Raw genomic sequence first — 16,051 nt, 5'->3', positions numbered from 1 at the left:
GCGCGTGGCGTCTCTTCTGGCTCTGGACCGGGCCATGAAGGAGACACCGCGCATGAACCTCGGTTATACCCCCGCCGACGACGCCTTTCGCGCCGGCATCCGCACCTGGCTCGAAGCCAGTCTTCCGCGCGCGTTGCGCGACAAAGTTCTCAACCACAAGCGTCTGAACCGCGATGACTACGCGAGCTGGCACAAGCTGCTCGCGGCGCGCGGCTGGTCGGCGGTCGCGTGGCCGAAGGAATACGGCGGTCCCGGCTGGGACGTGACACAGCGTCATATCTGGGACGAAGAGTGCGCCCGCGCGGGTGCGCCGATGGTGCTGCCCTTCGGCGTATCGATGGTCGCGCCCGTGCTCATGAAGTACGGCAACGCCGAGCAGAAGTCCCGCTATCTGCCGCGCATTCTCGATGGCACCGACTGGTGGTGTCAGGGCTACTCGGAACCTGGCTCGGGCTCCGATCTCGCGTCGCTGCGCACGCACGCCGAGCGGCGCGGCGATCGCTACATCGTGAACGGGCAAAAGACCTGGACGACGCTCGGCCAGCACGCCGACATGATGTTCTGTCTCGTGCGGACCGATCCGGAAGCGAAGAAACAGGAGGGCATCTCGTTCCTTCTGATCGACATGAGGACGCCTGGTATCACCGTGCGGCCGATCATCACGCTCGACGAGGATCACGAAGTCAACGAGGTCTTTTTCGAGGACGTCGAGGTGCCGGTGGCGAATCTCGTCGGCGAGCAAAATCGCGGCTGGACCTATGCGAAATATCTGCTCGGGCACGAGCGCACCGGCATCGCGCGCGTCGGGCAATCGAAGCGCGAGTTGCTTTTCCTGAAGCGTCTTGCGCTCGATCGCAACAAAGGCGCCAAGCCGCTCCTGCACGATCCGCTTTTCGCCGCGAAAGTCGCCGCGCTCGAAATCGAGCTGATGGCGCTCGAAGTAACGGTTCAGCGTGTCGTCGCGAGCGAAGCCGGCGGGAAAGGGCCAGGACCGGAAGCATCGATGCTGAAGATCAAGGGCACCGAAGTGCAACAGGCGCTGACCGAACTGATGGTCGAAGCAGTCGGCCCGCAGGCAGCCGCGTTCGATCCCGCATACCTCGAAGGCGCGCACGCGCGAAGCATCACGGGCGACGACGATGCCGCGCCGCTCGCGGCGTACTACTTCAACTATCGCAAAGCCTCGATCTACGGTGGCTCGAACGAGATTCAAAAGAACATCATCGCGCAGATGATTCTGGGACTTTGAGGAGCGGCGCATGGACTTCACCTTCGGCGATGAACAGCAGCAGTTCCGCGATGCGCTACGTCGTTATCTCGACAAGGAATATGCGTTCGACGCGCGGCAGAAGATCGTCGCATCGGAGGCGGGTGTCGGCGAGCAGCATTGGCGCGCATTTGCCGAGCTCGGTTTGCTCGCGCTGCCGGTTCCCGAAGCGCAGGGTGGCTTCGATGGCGGCCCGGTCGACATGCTCGTCGTCATGCAAGAGCTCGGACGCGCGCTCGTCGTCGAGCCGTATTGGGCGACGGCCGTGGGCATCGAAGCGTTGCGTCTCGGCGCGCATGCCGGCGATTTGCTCGAACGCGCGGGCCGCGGCGAAATTCGACTGGCCGTCGCGTTCAACGAGGCGCATGCGCGCTACGATCTTTTCGATCTCCGCACGACCGCGACCGGAGAAGGCGATCGCTTCACGCTCGAAGGCACGAAGTCGATGGTCCAGCACGGTGCGCAGGCCGACTACTGGATCGTGCCGGCGCGCGTGCGCGGCGAGGTGGCGCTTTTCATCGTCGGAACGGATGCCGCGAATGTCGGCATCACCGGGTACCGCACGATCGACGGTCAACGCGCCGCGACGCTCACGTTCGACAAGGCGCCCGCGATGCGCCTCGGCGGCCGCGACACCGGCGCCGCGACTTTCGAGCGCATCGCCGATTACGCGACCTTCCTGTTGTGCGCGGAAGCGCTCGGCGCGCTCGACGCGCTCAATCGCGCCACCGTCGATTACGCGAAAGAGCGTCAGCAATTCGGCGTGCCGATCGCGCGCTTTCAGGCGCTGCAGCATCGCATGGTCGACATGCTGATTCACACGGAACAGGCGCGCTCGGTTACCTGTCTCGCCGCCGCGCGCTATCGCGACGACGATGCCGCTGCGCGCGCGCAAGCCGTCTCGGCCGCGAAGGCCCGCGTCGGGCAAGCCGCGCGCTTCGTCGGACAACAGGCGGTGCAATTGCACGGCGGCATGGGCATGACCAATGAAATGCCCGTGGCGCACTGGTTCAAGCGCCTGTCGATCATCGAGACGACGCTCGGCGACGTCGATCATCATCTCGCACGCTTCACCTCGCTTCCCGCATTTTCAGTGACCGCAGATTGAAGCTCATCAAGGAGCCACGCATGAAATACGCCTATGAGGATTTCGAAATCGGCAGCGCCGTGCAGTTGAGCGCGCACACGTTCACGAGAGAGGAAATCGTCGGATTCGCCGAGCGTTACGATCCGCAGCCTTTTCATCTGTCGGAAGCGGCGGGCGAGGCTTCGCATTTCGGCGGCCTCGTCGCGAGCGGCTGGAACACGTGCTCCGCGATGATGGGCATCCTCGTGCGCGACATGGTCGGCGATTCCACCTCGATGGGCTCGCCCGGTCTCGACAACATCCGTTGGATCAAGCCCGTGCGCGTCGGCGATACGGTGCGGCTCACCGTGCGCGTGCTCGACAAGCGCGTGTCGAAGAGCAAGCCGGATCGCGGCATCGTGCAGACGCGCTGGGAGGCGCACAATCAGAACGGCGAGCTCGTGCTCACGGTGGATTCGGCCGCGCTCTTCGGCCTGCGCAATCCGGGCGCGCAGGCATGAGCGCCGCGGCGTTCATCGCGCGGCACGCGTTCCGAGGCGGCTTCCTTATTCGGCGTACTTGCCGAACTCCAGCTTCGCGATCGCATTGCGATGCACTTCGTCGGGGCCGTCGGCCAGGCGCAGCGTGCGCGCCGATGCGTACGCATACGCCAGCGGGAAGTCGTCGCTGACGCCGCCCGCGCCGTGTGCCTGGATCGCCCAATCGATGACCTGACACGCGACGTTCGGCGCGACGACCTTGATCATCGCGATCTCGCCGCGCGCGCCCTTGTTGCCGACGGTGTCCATCATGTATGCGGCCTTGAGCGTCAGGAGCCGCGCCTGCTCGATCATGATGCGCGCTTCGGCGATGCGCTCCTGCGTCACGCCATGCTGCGCGATCGGCTTGCCGAACGCGATGCGCGTGAGCGTGCGTTTCGTCATCAGTTCGAGCGCGCGTTCAGCGAGTCCGATGAGACGCATGCAATGGTGAATGCGTCCTGGGCCGAGCCGGCCCTGCGCGATCTCGAAGCCGCGTCCGGCGCCTAGCAGCATGTTCGTCGCCAGCACGCGCACGTTGTCGAGCGTGACGTCCATGTGTCCATGCGGCGCATCGTCGTAACCGAAGACGTTCAATGGCCGATGCACCGTGATGCCGCTTGCGTCGGCGGGCACGAGAATCATCGATTGTTGCGCGTGCTTCGGCGCATCGGGATCGGTCTTGCCCATCACGATATACACCTTGCAGCGCGGGTCGCCCGCACCCGAGGACCACCATTTGTGGCCGTCGATCACGTAATTGTCGCCATCGCGCCTGATGCTGCAACGGATATTGGTCGCGTCCGATGACGCGACTTCGGGCTCGGTCATCAGGAACGCCGAACGGATTTCGCCGCGCAGCAGCGGTTCGAGCCACTGGGCCTTTTGCGCATCGGTGCCGTAGCGCTCGATGGTTTCCATGTTGCCGGTGTCGGGCGCGCTGCAATTGAAGACTTCGGGCGCCCACGGCACACGGCCCATGATTTCGCATAGCGGCGCGTATTCGAGGTTCGTCAGGCCCGCGCCACGCGCCGATGCGGGAAGAAAGAGATTCCACAGTCCTTGCGCGCGCGCTTTCTCCTTCAGGCCTTCGATCAGGCGTGTCGGAATCCATGCGTTGCCCGCCGCGCGATTCGCGGCGACCTCATCGGCATAGGCGCGTTCGTTCGGATAGATGTGCGCGTCGAAGAAAGCGAGCAGCGTTTCGCGCAACGCCTGCACCTTGGGCGTGTAGTCGAAGTTCATGCGTGAGTCTCCACTTATGCGCCGACTTTTTGCGCGTATTGCCACGCGAGTTCGGCCATCGGCCGCGCGCGCTTGCCCGCATCGACGGCTTGCGCGCTCGCGGCCGTGCCATCGACGACGCGCTTCATGATGCCTTGCAGGATCGCCGCGATGCGGAACATGTTGTATGCGAGATAGAAGTTCCAGTCGCCTTCGATCGTGAATCCCGTGCGCTGGCAATAGCGCTGCACATAGTCGGCTTCGTCGGGAATGCCGAGCGCGGCCCAGTCGAGTCCGGCGATGCCACGAAACTGCGACGGATCGACATGCCACGCCATGCAGTGATAGGCGAAGTCGGCGAGCGGATCGCCGAGCGTCGACAATTCCCAGTCGAGCACGGCGAGCACGCGTGGCTCGGTCGGATGAAAGATGAGATTGTCGAGCCGGTAATCGCCATGCACGACGCTGACGCGCGTGTTGCGCGCTTGCGGAATGTGCTGAGGCAGCCAGTCGATCAGGCGATTCATCGCATCGATCTTCTCGGTCTCCGATGCGACATATTGCTTGCTCCAGCGTCCGATCTGGCGCTCGAAGTAGTTGCCCGGCTTGCCGTAGCCCGACAGACCGGCGGCTTCGACATCCACCGTATGCAGCGCCGCGATCACGCGATTCGTTTCGTCATAGATCGCGGCGCGCTCGGCGGGCGTCATGCCGGGCAGCGATTGATCCCACAGCACGCGTCCCTGCACGAACTCCATCACATAGAACGCGCGGCCGATCACGTTTTCGTCCTCGCAAAGCGCGAGCATGCGCGCGACGGGAACGTCGGTGGAAGAGAGCGCATCCATCACGCGATACTCTCGCTCGATCGCATGCGCGGACGGCAGCAGCTTCGCCGCGGGCCCGGGCTTCGCGCGCATCACGTAACTGCGCGTGGGCGTGACGAGCTTGAACGTCGGGTTCGACTGGCCGCCCGCGAACTGCTCGACGGTCAACGGGCCGCTGAAGCCGTCGATATTGGCCGTGAGCCACGACACGAGCGCATCGGGGTCGAAGCGCTGCTTGTCCTGCACGGGGCGCGTTCCTTCGAACGCGGAGAAATCGGACTGCTTTTGCGTCTCGTTGTCTTGCATCGTCTCCTCCAGGCTAGTGCTTCAGTTCATGTCGCCGGCCTTGTAGCGTACGAATTGCGCGTAGAGCAGTTCCATCGTCGTGTTACGCACGTCGGCGTGCAGCGGCGAGGGCGGCGAATGGTTGATCGCATGCACGACCCAGTCGGCCGGCTTGTCGCCGACATCGAGCGCGTTGATGCAGCCTGTCGCCTGCGACAGATGCCCGAAGAACGCGCGCCCGCCGGCGCTGATCGCGTGCGACAGCAGCGCGCGATTGACGCCGCCGTGCAGCACGAGCAACACCGTGTCCCACGAGCGATCCTCGCGCAAGCGCGTCACTGCGGGCAACGCGCGGTCGAGCAACTCGCCGATCGTCTCGCCGCCGAGAAATTGCGTGTCTTCGGACACGAGGCCATCGAACACTGACAGAAACGCGCGCTCGATGTCCGATGTCGTGAGGTCTTTGAGCTTGCCGCCGCGAATTTCCTGCCACTCGGGCCAGGTTTCGATGTCGACCTGCTGACCCGTCGCTTCGAGAACGCGCCGCGCGGTCTCCATGGTGCGCGGCAGTCCGCTCACGATCACGCGATCGAAGCGGACTTTCTGCGCGGCGAACTCGCGGCCCGCCGCGCTCGCTTCCTCGCGTCCGCGCTCGTTGAGCGGCACGCTTTCGGGATCGATCGCGCGGCCGCTGTCGTCGAAATACGTGACGTCGCCGTGACGCATCAGAAAGATGCGCCGGCGCTTCGGCAATTCGTAGTGAGCCATGAGCTTAACGATAGTTCGGCTGGCGCTTGTCGAGGAACGCGGTGATGCCCTCGAGCGCGTCGCCGTGATGAAGCGCGTCGACGAAACTGTCGCGTTCCATGTCGAGATGCGCGGCGAGCGGCTGCACGTCGGCGGCGTTGATGAGCGACTTGATGCGCGCCATCGCTTTCGGCGACACGCTGCCGAGATCGTCGGCCCATGCGATCGCTGCATCGAGCGCGATGCCTTTCTTCGTCAGCCGGTTCACGACGCCGACTTCATGCAGGCGCGCCGCGCCGATCGGCTTTGCTTCGAGCAGCACTTCGCTCGCGAGCGTGCGCGGCAGCGCGCGTGACAGAAACCACGATGCGCCGCCATCGGGCGTCAGGCCGACGCGCGCATACGACATGACGAACCGGGCGTCATCGGCGGCGACGATCAGATCGCATGCGAGCGCCAGCGAAAAGCCCGCGCCCGCCGCCGCGCCTTCGACGGCCGCGATCACCGGTTTCGTCGATGCACGCAGCGCGCTGATCCATTCCGCCAGCATGTCGATGCTTGCGCCTTGCACCGATGGATCTTTCGCGCGGTTCTCCAGCAGGCGATTCAGATTGCCGCCCGCGCAAAAGAAGTTGTCGGCGCCGGTCAGCACGATCGCGCGCACGGTGTTGTCGCGCTCCGCCGTGTTCAATGCCTCGATGCCGGCGGCGTACATGTCCGGATGCAACGCGTTGCGCGCGCCGGGATTGGACAACTTGAGCACGAGCGTGGTGTCGCTGCCCGCGGGACGGTCTGTCAGTAGTTCGGCGCTCATCTGAGCTCCTCGATATGGGTAAGCGAAAGTCCGAGCTGCGCGCGCCGCGCGAGCCACGGCGTGGGCCGGTAGCGCGGGTCGCCGAGCACGGCGTGAATGTTGCGCAGGATCGTGAGGATCGTGCTCGCGCCGAGCGTGTTGCCGAGCGCGAGCGGGCCGTGCGGATAGCCCAGGCCGAGCATCACCGCGAGATCGATGTCCTCGGGCGTCGCGATGCCCTGCTGCGCGATATCGCAGCCGATGTTCACGATCGTCGCCACGACGCGTTGCGCGACGAAGCCGGTCGAATCGCGGATCACGGAGACGGGCACGCCGTCGAAGGCGAAGAGGGCGTGCGCGGCGTCGCGCATCGCCGGTAAGGTCGCGGGCGTCGTCATGATCGTGCGGCGCGCGACGGTGTCGAGCGGGAAGAGCGTATCGACGGCGACGACGCGCGTCGCATCGAGGTGTTCGTTGATCGCGGCCGTGGTCGCGTCGAAGCCGAGCGGCGTCACGACGAGCAGCGAATCCGGCCCGGGCGTGTGGCCGGCGTCGATGTGCACGGAGCAATCGCATTTGGCGATCAGCTTCAGCACTTGCTCGCGTCCTGCGTGCGAGGCGCGGCTGATCCAGACGCGCGTGGGCAGCCGCGTCGGCGCGGCGGGCTCCGGCTGTACGTCCTGCTTGCCGTCGACGTACCGATAAAATCCGGCGCCCGCCTTGCGTCCGATGAGCCCGCCCGCGAGCCGCGTGCCCGTGATCGGCGACGGCTTGAAGCGCGGCTCCTCATAGAACTGGTGGTAGATCGATTCCATCACAGGATGTGAAACGTCGAGCGCGGTGAGATCGAGCAGCTCGAATGGTCCGAGGCGAAAGCCCGCCTGCTCGCGCATGATGCGGTCGATATCCGCGAAGCTCGCGACACCTTCGCTCGCCACGCGCAGGCCTTCCGTGTTCATGCCACGCCCGGCGTGATTGACGATGAAGCCCGGCATGTCCTTCGCGCGCACCGGCGTGTGGCCCATGCGCCGCGCGAGGTCCATCAGCGCATCGCCCGCGCGCGGGTCGCCGCGCAAGCCGTCGATGACTTCGACGACGCGCATCAACGGCACGGGATTGAAGAAGTGAAAGCCCGCGACGCGATCCGGATGCGCGCATCCGGCGGCGATCGCGGTGATCGACAGCGACGACGTGTTCGACGCCAGAATGCAGTGCTCGCCGACGACCGCTTCGAGTTCGCGGAACAACTCGCGCTTGATGTCGAGATTCTCGACGATCGCCTCGACGATGGCGTCGCAATCCGAAAGCTCGCTCGTGTCGCCCGCATCGCGGATGCGCGCGAGCGCCGCGTGCGCGTCGGCTTCCTTGAGTTTGCCCTTGGCGGTGAGCTTGGCGAGCGTGTCTGACAGATACTCGCGCGCCGCGGCGAGCGCCTTGGGGTTCGTGTCGTAGATATGCACGTTCAGCCCGCCGAGCGCCGCGATCTGCGCGATGCCGCGCCCCATCGCACCACTGCCGACGATACCGAGCGTTTGAATCGTGTATGCGTGCTGACTCATGATGCGGTCCTGCTCCTTTGGGATGGGAACGCGCGTGGCGCGGGTTTGATGCGGCTCGGCAGACGCGCCGTCGCTCAGAGTCTGGCGAGCCGTTCGAGCGCGAGCGCGAGCGTCTCTTCCTTCTTCGCGAAGCAAAAGCGCACGACGCCCGATTCATGGCTCTCGTGATAGAACGCCGACACCGGAATTGCCGCGACGCCGATTTCGCTCGTGAGCCATTGCGAGAACTCGGCTTCGGGCATGTCGCTGATGTTCGAATAATCGACGCACTGGAAGTACGTGCCTTCGGACGGCAAGAGCGAGAAGCGTGTCTTCGCGAGGCCCTCGCGGAAGAAATCGCGCTTTTTCTGATAGAACGCGGGCAGGTCCAGATAGGGCCTCGGGTCTTCCAGATAATGCGCGAGGCCGATCTGCATCGGCGTGTTCACGGTGAACACGTTGAACTGATGCACCTTGCGAAATTCGGCCGTCAGCGCGGCGGGCGCGGCCACGTAGCCGACTTTCCAGCCCGTCACATGAAACGTCTTGCCGAAGCTCGACACCACGAAGCTGCGTTTCGCCAGCTCCGGATAACGCGCGACGCTTTCGTGCGGCGCGCCGTCGTAGACCATGTGCTCGTAGACTTCGTCGGAGACGATCAGCACGTTGGTGTCGCGCACGATCTCTTCGAGCTTCTTCATGTCTTCCGCGTGCCACACGCGGCCAGTCGGATTGTGCGGCGTGTTGATCATCAGAAGGCGCGTCTTCGGCGTGATCGCGGCGGCGATCTTGTCGAAGGGCAGCGCGTAGTCGGGTGCTTCGAGCGACACGAACACGGGCTTGCCGCCCGCGAGCTCGATCGACGGCACGTAGCTGTCGTACATCGGTTCGATCACGATGACTTCATCGCCCGGATGCACGCAGCACAGAATCGCGGTGAGCAGCGCCTGCGTCGCGCCGGCGGTCACGGTGATTTCAGTGTCGGCGTTGTACGCGCGGCCGTAGAGCGCGTCGATCTTGCGCGCGATAGCCTGGCGCAAGGGCGCGACGCCCGCCATCGGCGGATATTGATTGTGGCCGTCGCGCATGGCGGCCGCGACCGCATCGACGATGCGCGTGTCGCAATCGAAATCGGGGAAGCCCTGGCCGAGGTTCACCGCGCCTTTTTGCGTCGCGAGCGCGCTCATCACGGTGAAGATGGTCGTGCCCACATTGGGCAGACGCGACGGGAAGGAGAGCTCGGAGGGTGTCGGCGGCAATTCGTGCGTGGCGTTCATGGTCGGATGGACGTGGAATAGGGCTCGCGACTATTTTAAGACACGCTCAGCCGATGGCCGCCTGTGCCTCGAATTCGAGAACGAACGGTTTCGGCTCGGCGATGCGAAACGCGAAGTCGCGCGCGACTCGCCGGGCGAGTTTCAACACCGCGCGATCCTTCGAGACGAGCCACCTGGCGCCCGATGCATGCGCGAGCTCGAGAAATTTCTGGTCGTCGCGGTCCTTGCATTTGGGCAGCGGGTGCTCGCTTTCGTCGATGGCCGCCACGACGAGCGTCGACAGGCGCGCGACGCTCGCGAGCGCGGCGGCCTTGTCGACGGCCATGCGCACGAACTGCGGGTAGTCGAGCACGCGGGTGAGCTCCCGGAGGCAGCGTTCATCGATGAGCGCTTCGAGCGTGCGGGCTTCGAGCGCTGCGTGAATCGGGCGCGTGGCGGGGTCGTCGAACACGAGGATGTCGATCCACACATTCGAATCGAGCACCACGCGCGTCGGCGACGGCAGTGGCGCGGCGGAATTGTCCATTCGATACAATCAGGGGTTTATGCCAATGATCGCCGGCGGCGCGCCGGCGAGCCTCCATGATAATCGTTCTCTCGCCTGCCAAATCGCTCGACTACGAGACGCCCGCTCATATCAAGAAGCACACGCTGCCGCAATTCGTCGATGACGCCGCCGAACTGATCGACGGGCTGCGCGGACTCTCGCCGCAGCAGATCGGCGGAATGATGGGCATTTCGGACCAGCTCGCGGCGCTGAACTTCCAGCGTTACGCGGACTGGTCGACGACCTTCGGGGCGCACAATTCCAAGCAGGCGGTGCTCGCGTTCAACGGCGACGTGTATGAAGGTTTCGCCGCGAAGTCGCTGTCGGCGGGCGATCTCGATTTCGCGCAGAACCATGTCCGCGTGCTGTCGGGGCTGTACGGTCTGCTGCGGCCGCTCGATTTGCTACAGCCGTATCGGCTCGAAATGGGCACGAAATTTCCGAATGCGCGCGGCAAGGATCTGTACGCGTTCTGGGGCGAGCGCATCACGGCGGCGCTCAACGAGCAATTGAAGAAGCAGCGCGGCGCGCGCGTGCTGGTGAATTGCGCGTCGGAAGAATATTTCAAGTCGGTCAAGCCGAAGGTGCTCGCGGCGCCGGTCATCTCGCCGGTGTTCGAGGACTGGAAGGGCGGGCGTTACAAGATCATCAGCTTTCACGCGAAGCGCGCGCGCGGGATGATGGCGCGTTATGCGGTGGAGAACCGCATCGACGAGCCGGAAGCGCTCAAAGGCTTCGACAGTGAAGGCTACAAGTTCGATGCAAAGGCCTCGAACGACACGACTTACGTATTTCGTCGCCGCGTCGCGGAATAAGAACCGCGCGGCCAGCACGCAAGGAAACGCAGATGACTCTCTCCATTTCAAGCAACTTCGACGCGGGTGCGATCGAAGTCCTCAATTCCGACGAACCCGCCGACATCCGCCTGCGCATTCGGACCGATTCCCATGCGGACTTCGCGCAATGGTTCTATTTCCGCGTGTCCGGTGCGCGCGGCGAGCGCCTCGTAATGACCTTCGAGAACGCGGCGCAGTGTGCGTTTCCCGAAGGCTGGCGCGACTATGAAGCTGTCGCGAGCTACGACCGCGTGAACTGGTTCCGCGTATCGACGGAATACGACGGGCAGGTGATGAAGATCGACCACACGCCTGACTTCGATCGCATCTACTACGCGTACTTCGAGCCGTACAGCGAGGAACGCCATTCGGAGTTTCTCGGCGCGGTCCAGCAGATGCCGCTCGCGACGCTGACCGAACTGGGCAGCACGGTCCAGGGCCGTCCGATGTCGGTGCTGTCGCTCGGCATCCCGGACTTCGGCGACGCTGAACCGAAGAAGAAAATCTGGATCATCGCGCGCCAGCATCCGGGCGAGACGATGGCGGAATGGTTCGTCGAAGGGCTCGTGAAGCGCCTCGCGGGCTTCGGCGACTGGGCCGGCGATCCGGTTGCGCGCGCGCTCTTCGAGCGGGCCATTTTCCATATCGTGCCGAACATGAACCCGGACGGCAGCGTGCTTGGCAATTTGCGCACCAATGCAGCAGGCGCGAATCTGAATCGCGAATGGATGGAGCCGAGCGCCGAGCGCAGCCCGGAGGTACTCGCGGTGCGCGAGGCTATCGTGGAGACCGGCTGCGATCTGTTCTTCGATATCCACGGCGACGAAGCCATTCCTTACGTGTTCGTCGCCGGCTCGGAGATGCTGCCGGGCTTCACCGAGAGACAGGCAAAGGAGCAGAAGGCCTTCGTCGATTTCTTCAAGCAGGCGAGTCCGGACTTTCAGGACGTCCACGGTTACGAGTCGAGCAAGTATCAGACGGATGCGCTCAAACTCGCGTCGAAGTACATCGGCAACGAGTACAAATGCCTGTCGCTCACGCTGGAAATGCCGTTTAAGGACAACGCGAATCTGCCGGACGAGAGCGTTGGCTGGAACGGCGCGCGCAGCGCTGCACTCGGCGCTTCGATGCTTCAGGCCATTCTGTGGCACCTGCAGTCGTTCGGCGCCTGAGGGCAGACGATTTGCCGTCGATGTGAAAAGGGCGTGGCCGCTTCAGGTGGCCACGCCCTTTTAGATCGTGTCTTCAGTCTTCGTTGGTCGAAAGAAATCGGCTAGTGCTTCTTGGTCGTCTTCTTGGTCGACTTGGACGTGCCGGTTTTGCTCGCCGCCTTGGTCTTCGCGCCGTGCTTGCCTTTCGTGCTGTGCGTCGAGTGCGCTTCGGCGCGCGGGCGCAGTGGCGGCACGGGATCGTTCCAGCCGAAGGCGAGCATCTGGCTGCCGACATAGCCGCAGCGGAATTTGAGCGGCGTGGGATCGCGCTCGCCGTCTTTCGGCATGCCTTGACCTTCGACGGTCACGACGTTGTCCACTTTGATTCGCTGTTTTTTCTCGTCGAACGAATCGTTCCATGGCTCGATCGCCGAATGCGCGGCATCGAACGAGGCAGGCGGGAACTCGACGTGATCGAATGCCGAAGACGTACTGGCGATGAAGTTGCCATGCGCGGCGCAATCCGCGACGAGCGGGTTGGCCTTGAAGTCGGTGACGAAGTGGTGAATCAGTTCGTTGCGCTCGTCGAGCAAATCGGCAAAAGCGGACACCGCGCATGCCAACGATGCGCATACCGCCAACCGGCCGACGAGCCGCAGGAGCCGGCGCGGTGCGTAGTTACTTTCCATCAAGTCTGGCGCTAAGAAGACACGGGCAAGTAAGATGCGCCGTGTGGGGAAGGAGTTCAATCTTATCGTACTTTGCGCGCGTACCCATCGCCCGGAATCCGATATCCGACGCTCCCGACAGCAACGGGCCGATACGTGTTGAGAAACCTAGACGCGCGGACCGCGATCGAGGCGATAGCGGCGCACGTCGTACGTGGTGATCCACGCGGGTTTATACACCGTGATAAGAATGGTGAGCAGGCCCGTGAAGAGCGCTTCGCCGGCGCCCAGCAGCAGCGAGCCTCGCGTGAACGCCGGAGGCACGATGACAGGACCGCTCGCGAGCGCCATCTCGAGCAGGATGGTCGCACCGCATGCCGCCGCCACCGCGGCCGCGGCCGTGACGAACCCGTGCCCGGCGATGAAAGTGAAGAGATTGCGCGGTAACCACGCGTTGCTCAGACGCTGCAGCAAGGTCGACACTGCCACGGGCAACGCGCCGAAGAGGAGATAGGTGGTCGCCACCGAGAGCCAGGACGCATCGAGGACGACCGCGGCGAGACCTGTGGTCGCAGCCGTACCGATAAGCGCGAGCCGCCAGTCGAACAGCGTGACCATCAGCGTCGCGCCCAACAAATGGATGACGGGCCCGTCGTCGAACCATGCGTTGCACGCCCACAGCACCGAGATCGCGACGATGACGCCGAGCCACACGTTCTGCAGGGTAGCGTCCTGCAGACGAGCGAACGGACGCGGCATCAGCGCGAGCGCAAGCAGTCCCGCGGCGACGATCCAGCTGCCGACGGTTAGCCAAAGCGGTAGCGGTGTGTAGAAGAACCCCATGCCTTGCATATTACTCGCTGCACGCAAAACGTGTGCGCAAAGGACGGCCCCGTTCGCCTCGTTTGTTGCTAGAACGTTGATTCCGGCTCGGCTGCTATCGGCAATGCGGCAGCATCGCTGTCGAGAAGCGACGGATAGCGCGTTCGTGGCCGACGCAGCGGAATCACGCCTGGCTGACCCGACACGACGCGGATTGGTTTGTCGCCTCCGCTGCGCAGAATTTCGAGATGGGCGGTTTGCACGCCGTTGTAGATCGCGACTGCGGCTGCGCGATTCGTTGCGCCCAGTTGCTGGAAGATACTTGCAAGGTGGATTTTCACCGTGCCTTCGCTGATGCCGAGAGTCTTTGCGATCATCTTGTTGGTGCTGCCCATGTGGACGCAGCGCATGATTTGCTGTTGTCGGGGCGACAGCGTCGGATGATGGCGGATTCTGTGCGGCAACCGGGCGCTGTCTCGAGCACGGCGGGTCGTGAGTTCGAGCGTCAGTTCCGGGTCGACGACGTCCGGCGGAATATAGTGTCCCCCTACAAGCACCATCTCCAGTGCACGCAGTATCAGGAACGGGTCGAGGGCGCGCGGGATCACGCCCATCGCGCCGACGCTCATCAGAGCGTAGACCAGAGCAGCACCGCAGCGGTCGACCATGATGGCCGCAGGCACGTCGGGCGCGTCGTCGAGCAGGATCTGCAAGTCGCCGGTGCGCGATTCGGGCGCCCAGTCGATCACGATCATGTCGGGGGTGGAGCGTTTCAAGGCTGAACGGGCTTGCCTCCAATCCTTCGCCTCGGTGAATTGCGCGTGGCGCGCAACACGGCGCAGCAATGTTTTAAGGCCCGCCCGGCGCTCCGCGTCGGAACCAATAATGTTGATTATCATGCTTTACCTCTTGTCAATACACCCGTTGCCTCCCGGCTTCGGGACTCGGCGCCGGTGTAGAACGGCGTCAGTGGCTATATTTACAAATTTGAGGTGGTTTGCCCTCCTATCCGAACGGCATAGGCATAAATACACAAAACCCCGCACGAGGCGGGGTTCTTTTTGCGCTAGATGACTGCTTTTAGTCAGTTTTAATGGAAATGTGGCTGCGCTGGATCAGCATCCTCAGGCATCTCAGCATGAACGATTTCGCCGAGCGGATCGGCATACAGCGGCACGCCGCAGTCGTCGCAGAATTCCGGTTCGAAGCGTCCCGCATGGCGACGCACGTCCGAGACACCGGTTTTCTTCAACAACTCGACGATTTCTTCGACCGGGCCGTTGGCGCCCTCGAGATCGACCGGATCCTCGTCCATCCCGAGTTCCCCGTTTTCGCGCCCGTAGAGTGGCCACACGACTCCGTAGATCACATCGTTACTGCCGCGCCGCGTAAAGCCGATGCGATATTCGTCGATACGCCGTTCGCCGAAGCCCGCGATGACCGCGCGCAAGTCTTGCGGCGCGGCGCCGAGCGTGTCGAAGAGATAGCGGACGGCGGTGCGCACGGTATGGGGGCGAACTTGTTCGTCGGCATCGCGGCAGGCCGAGTAGTAGGCATCGGGAAGCAGGCACTCGAATTCACAGCCGGGCAGGATGGCGGCGAAGCTCGGCCCGCCCTGCGCGGTCCACTGCTCGAGGCACTGACCACGCTCTACGCGGTTGCCGTTGTCGTCCTCCTGCCAGCGGAAGAATGCCGCTTCGGCGGGCACAACGACTAAAGCCAGCAGGAATCGCGGATCGGCGAGGATCGGCGAAGTTTCTGGCAAGTCAGAGAGATTCAAGCGCGCGACGCTGCCGTTCATTACCGTTTGCAGTAACTGTTGCGCGAGACGCGACGTATCCACGTGGTGCCGCGGCAACTGATCGATGCTGTAGAGGTATGGCGCGACGGCCACGCGCGCGTCCGCAGCGAGGACGTGCGCTTGCATTTGCGTGCGCAGCGCGTCGACGGCCTCGCCTTTGAGCGTTCCAGACGGGATGGCGTAGCGCGTCCACGCCAGCACTGGCGCGGCAACGAGCAATGCTTCGTGTGGCGCGCCGTCGATGTCGACTTTGAAGGACTCGCTGTGCGTCTCGGCCATATCGGCGAGCGCGCCATAGGCGTCCGGATGATTTTGCTGCAGGTGGTCGAGGGCGGCGTCGAGCGTCGTCTGATTGCCGTTGCGTACGAGTTTGACGATGAGAGCGTCAAGGCGAGCTTCCCAGAAGCGATCCTCGACGCGGCTGCCGGACGCGAAGAGCGCGAGGGAGAGGCCGACGAGCTTGTCTGCATCCGGGGGAATACGTTTTGCGATTCGCGAGCGCATATCGATACTAGAGTGAATTGGTGCGGTGAACCTTTAATTGTAGTCGCTCGGCAGATGCTTTTATCGTGCCGCGTTGCAGTATGTAGAACGAGGCGAAGGGAAGGCGGTTCCGGAAGGTTAAACAAAATTTCGAAATTCCTCTTGCGGAGCTGGGCCTGC

General features: G+C 63.7%; 16 protein-coding genes. 5 read left to right on the top strand and 11 right to left on the bottom strand.

All coding sequences use genetic code 11. The features are described 5' to 3' along the window. Positions 1–52 precede the first annotated feature (52 nt). From U4Y90_RS33655 to U4Y90_RS33645, 3 genes are read left to right on the top strand one after another with little or no spacing between them, the layout of a single operon-like run. Positions 53–1,249 carry an acyl-CoA dehydrogenase family protein gene (locus U4Y90_RS33655; RefSeq protein ID WP_321801217.1) on the top strand — a complete coding sequence of 399 codons (1,197 nt, stop codon included), beginning with the start codon at positions 53–55 and terminating at the stop codon, positions 1,247–1,249. Between the two features lie 10 nt (positions 1,250–1,259). Continuing rightward, the gene (locus U4Y90_RS33650) at positions 1,260–2,375 is read left to right on the top strand and encodes an acyl-CoA dehydrogenase (RefSeq protein ID WP_321801216.1); all 1,116 of its coding nucleotides are present in this window, start codon (positions 1,260–1,262) and stop codon (positions 2,373–2,375) included. Between the two features lie 20 nt (positions 2,376–2,395). Then, the gene (locus tag U4Y90_RS33645) at positions 2,396–2,854 is read left to right on the top strand and encodes a MaoC family dehydratase (RefSeq protein ID WP_321801215.1); all 459 of its coding nucleotides are present in this window, start codon (positions 2,396–2,398) and stop codon (positions 2,852–2,854) included. 45 nt (positions 2,855–2,899) lie between these two features. Here the strand turns inward: U4Y90_RS33645 and U4Y90_RS33640 are convergent, their stop codons facing one another. The 7 genes from U4Y90_RS33640 to U4Y90_RS33610 form a co-directional block, all read right to left on the bottom strand. After that, a complete protein-coding gene (locus U4Y90_RS33640; protein ID WP_321801214.1) occupies positions 2,900–4,117 on the bottom strand; it encodes an acyl-CoA dehydrogenase family protein in 1,218 nt (405 codons plus the stop codon). Positions 4,118–4,131: 14 nt separating this feature from the next. Next, positions 4,132–5,229, bottom strand: coding sequence for a phosphotransferase (locus U4Y90_RS33635; protein ID WP_321801212.1), 1,098 nt, complete (start codon positions 5,227–5,229; stop codon positions 4,132–4,134). 21 nt (positions 5,230–5,250) lie between these two features. Further along, entirely contained in the window at positions 5,251–5,976 is a 726-nt protein-coding gene (locus U4Y90_RS33630) for a histidine phosphatase family protein (protein ID WP_321801210.1), read from the bottom strand. Between the two features lie 4 nt (positions 5,977–5,980). Next, on the bottom strand, positions 5,981–6,769 hold the full coding sequence (locus U4Y90_RS33625) for an oxepin-CoA hydrolase, alternative type (RefSeq protein ID WP_321801208.1): 789 nt from the start codon (positions 6,767–6,769) through the stop codon (positions 5,981–5,983). Beyond that, complete coding sequence (locus U4Y90_RS33620; protein WP_321801207.1) at positions 6,766–8,307, bottom strand: 3-hydroxyacyl-CoA dehydrogenase; 1,542 nt, start codon at positions 8,305–8,307, stop codon at positions 6,766–6,768. Before U4Y90_RS33620 ends, U4Y90_RS33625 begins: the two co-directional genes overlap by 4 nt. A gap of 74 nt (positions 8,308–8,381) precedes the next feature. Then, the gene (locus tag U4Y90_RS33615; RefSeq protein WP_321801206.1) at positions 8,382–9,563 is read right to left on the bottom strand and encodes a pyridoxal phosphate-dependent aminotransferase; all 1,182 of its coding nucleotides are present in this window, start codon (positions 9,561–9,563) and stop codon (positions 8,382–8,384) included. A 46-nt stretch (positions 9,564–9,609) separates the two neighbouring features. Next, positions 9,610–10,089, bottom strand: coding sequence for a putative toxin-antitoxin system toxin component, PIN family (locus U4Y90_RS33610; RefSeq protein WP_321801205.1), 480 nt, complete (start codon positions 10,087–10,089; stop codon positions 9,610–9,612). A 56-nt stretch (positions 10,090–10,145) separates the two neighbouring features. Here U4Y90_RS33610 and yaaA point away from each other — a divergent pair, with 56 nt between their 5' ends. Then, positions 10,146–10,925 (top strand): peroxide stress protein YaaA, encoded by a 780-nt coding sequence (yaaA, locus tag U4Y90_RS33605; protein ID WP_321801204.1) that lies wholly within the window; start codon positions 10,146–10,148, stop codon positions 10,923–10,925. Between the two features lie 32 nt (positions 10,926–10,957). After that, positions 10,958–12,118, top strand: coding sequence for a M14-type cytosolic carboxypeptidase (locus tag U4Y90_RS33600; protein ID WP_321801203.1), 1,161 nt, complete (start codon positions 10,958–10,960; stop codon positions 12,116–12,118). A gap of 101 nt (positions 12,119–12,219) precedes the next feature. On the opposite strand, the gene U4Y90_RS33595 is transcribed toward U4Y90_RS33600, so the two are convergent. From U4Y90_RS33595 to U4Y90_RS33580, 4 genes are all read right to left on the bottom strand, one after another. Next, positions 12,220–12,786 (bottom strand): BspC domain-containing protein, encoded by a 567-nt coding sequence (locus tag U4Y90_RS33595; protein ID WP_321801201.1) that lies wholly within the window; start codon positions 12,784–12,786, stop codon positions 12,220–12,222. 147 nt (positions 12,787–12,933) lie between these two features. Next, the gene (locus U4Y90_RS33590) at positions 12,934–13,608 is read right to left on the bottom strand and encodes an energy-coupling factor ABC transporter permease (protein WP_321801244.1); all 675 of its coding nucleotides are present in this window, start codon (positions 13,606–13,608) and stop codon (positions 12,934–12,936) included. Positions 13,609–13,676: 68 nt separating this feature from the next. Next, positions 13,677–14,486, bottom strand: a complete 810-nt coding sequence (locus U4Y90_RS33585; RefSeq protein ID WP_321801199.1) for a response regulator transcription factor — start codon at positions 14,484–14,486, stop codon at positions 13,677–13,679. 191 nt (positions 14,487–14,677) lie between these two features. Next, on the bottom strand, positions 14,678–15,892 hold the full coding sequence (locus U4Y90_RS33580; RefSeq protein ID WP_321801198.1) for a DUF2863 family protein: 1,215 nt from the start codon (positions 15,890–15,892) through the stop codon (positions 14,678–14,680). Positions 15,893–16,051: the final 159 nt, after the last annotated feature.

This window comes from Caballeronia sp. J97, assembly GCF_905220305.1.
In the GTDB taxonomy this organism is placed as follows: domain Bacteria; phylum Pseudomonadota; class Gammaproteobacteria; order Burkholderiales; family Burkholderiaceae; genus Caballeronia.
Note: the sequence above shows the minus strand (reverse complement) of the source record. Positions and strands in the feature narration are given on the sequence as shown.

Excerpts from the sequence above, each read along its gene's own strand:
- U4Y90_RS33615 (WP_321801206.1), bottom strand. The coding sequence starts at position 9,563 with ATGAACGCCACGCACGAATTGCCGCCGACACCCTCCGAGCTCTCCTTC.
- U4Y90_RS33635 (WP_321801212.1), bottom strand. The coding sequence starts at position 5,229 with ATGCAAGACAACGAGACGCAAAAGCAGTCCGATTTCTCCGCGTTCGAA.
- U4Y90_RS33620 (WP_321801207.1), bottom strand. The coding sequence starts at position 8,307 with ATGAGTCAGCACGCATACACGATTCAAACGCTCGGTATCGTCGGCAGT.
- U4Y90_RS33625 (WP_321801208.1), bottom strand. The coding sequence starts at position 6,769 with ATGAGCGCCGAACTACTGACAGACCGTCCCGCGGGCAGCGACACCACG.
- U4Y90_RS33655 (WP_321801217.1), top strand. The coding sequence starts at position 53 with ATGAACCTCGGTTATACCCCCGCCGACGACGCCTTTCGCGCCGGCATC.
- U4Y90_RS33645 (WP_321801215.1), top strand. The coding sequence starts at position 2,396 with ATGAAATACGCCTATGAGGATTTCGAAATCGGCAGCGCCGTGCAGTTG.
- U4Y90_RS33640 (WP_321801214.1), bottom strand. The coding sequence starts at position 4,117 with ATGAACTTCGACTACACGCCCAAGGTGCAGGCGTTGCGCGAAACGCTG.
- U4Y90_RS33600 (WP_321801203.1), top strand. The coding sequence starts at position 10,958 with ATGACTCTCTCCATTTCAAGCAACTTCGACGCGGGTGCGATCGAAGTC.
- U4Y90_RS33585 (WP_321801199.1), bottom strand. The coding sequence starts at position 14,486 with ATGATAATCAACATTATTGGTTCCGACGCGGAGCGCCGGGCGGGCCTT.
- U4Y90_RS33590 (WP_321801244.1), bottom strand. The coding sequence starts at position 13,608 with ATGGGGTTCTTCTACACACCGCTACCGCTTTGGCTAACCGTCGGCAGC.
- yaaA (WP_321801204.1), top strand. The coding sequence starts at position 10,146 with ATGATAATCGTTCTCTCGCCTGCCAAATCGCTCGACTACGAGACGCCC.
- U4Y90_RS33630 (WP_321801210.1), bottom strand. The coding sequence starts at position 5,976 with ATGGCTCACTACGAATTGCCGAAGCGCCGGCGCATCTTTCTGATGCGT.
- U4Y90_RS33610 (WP_321801205.1), bottom strand. The coding sequence starts at position 10,089 with ATGGACAATTCCGCCGCGCCACTGCCGTCGCCGACGCGCGTGGTGCTC.
- U4Y90_RS33595 (WP_321801201.1), bottom strand. The coding sequence starts at position 12,786 with ATGGAAAGTAACTACGCACCGCGCCGGCTCCTGCGGCTCGTCGGCCGG.
- U4Y90_RS33650 (WP_321801216.1), top strand. The coding sequence starts at position 1,260 with ATGGACTTCACCTTCGGCGATGAACAGCAGCAGTTCCGCGATGCGCTA.
- U4Y90_RS33580 (WP_321801198.1), bottom strand. The coding sequence starts at position 15,892 with ATGCGCTCGCGAATCGCAAAACGTATTCCCCCGGATGCAGACAAGCTC.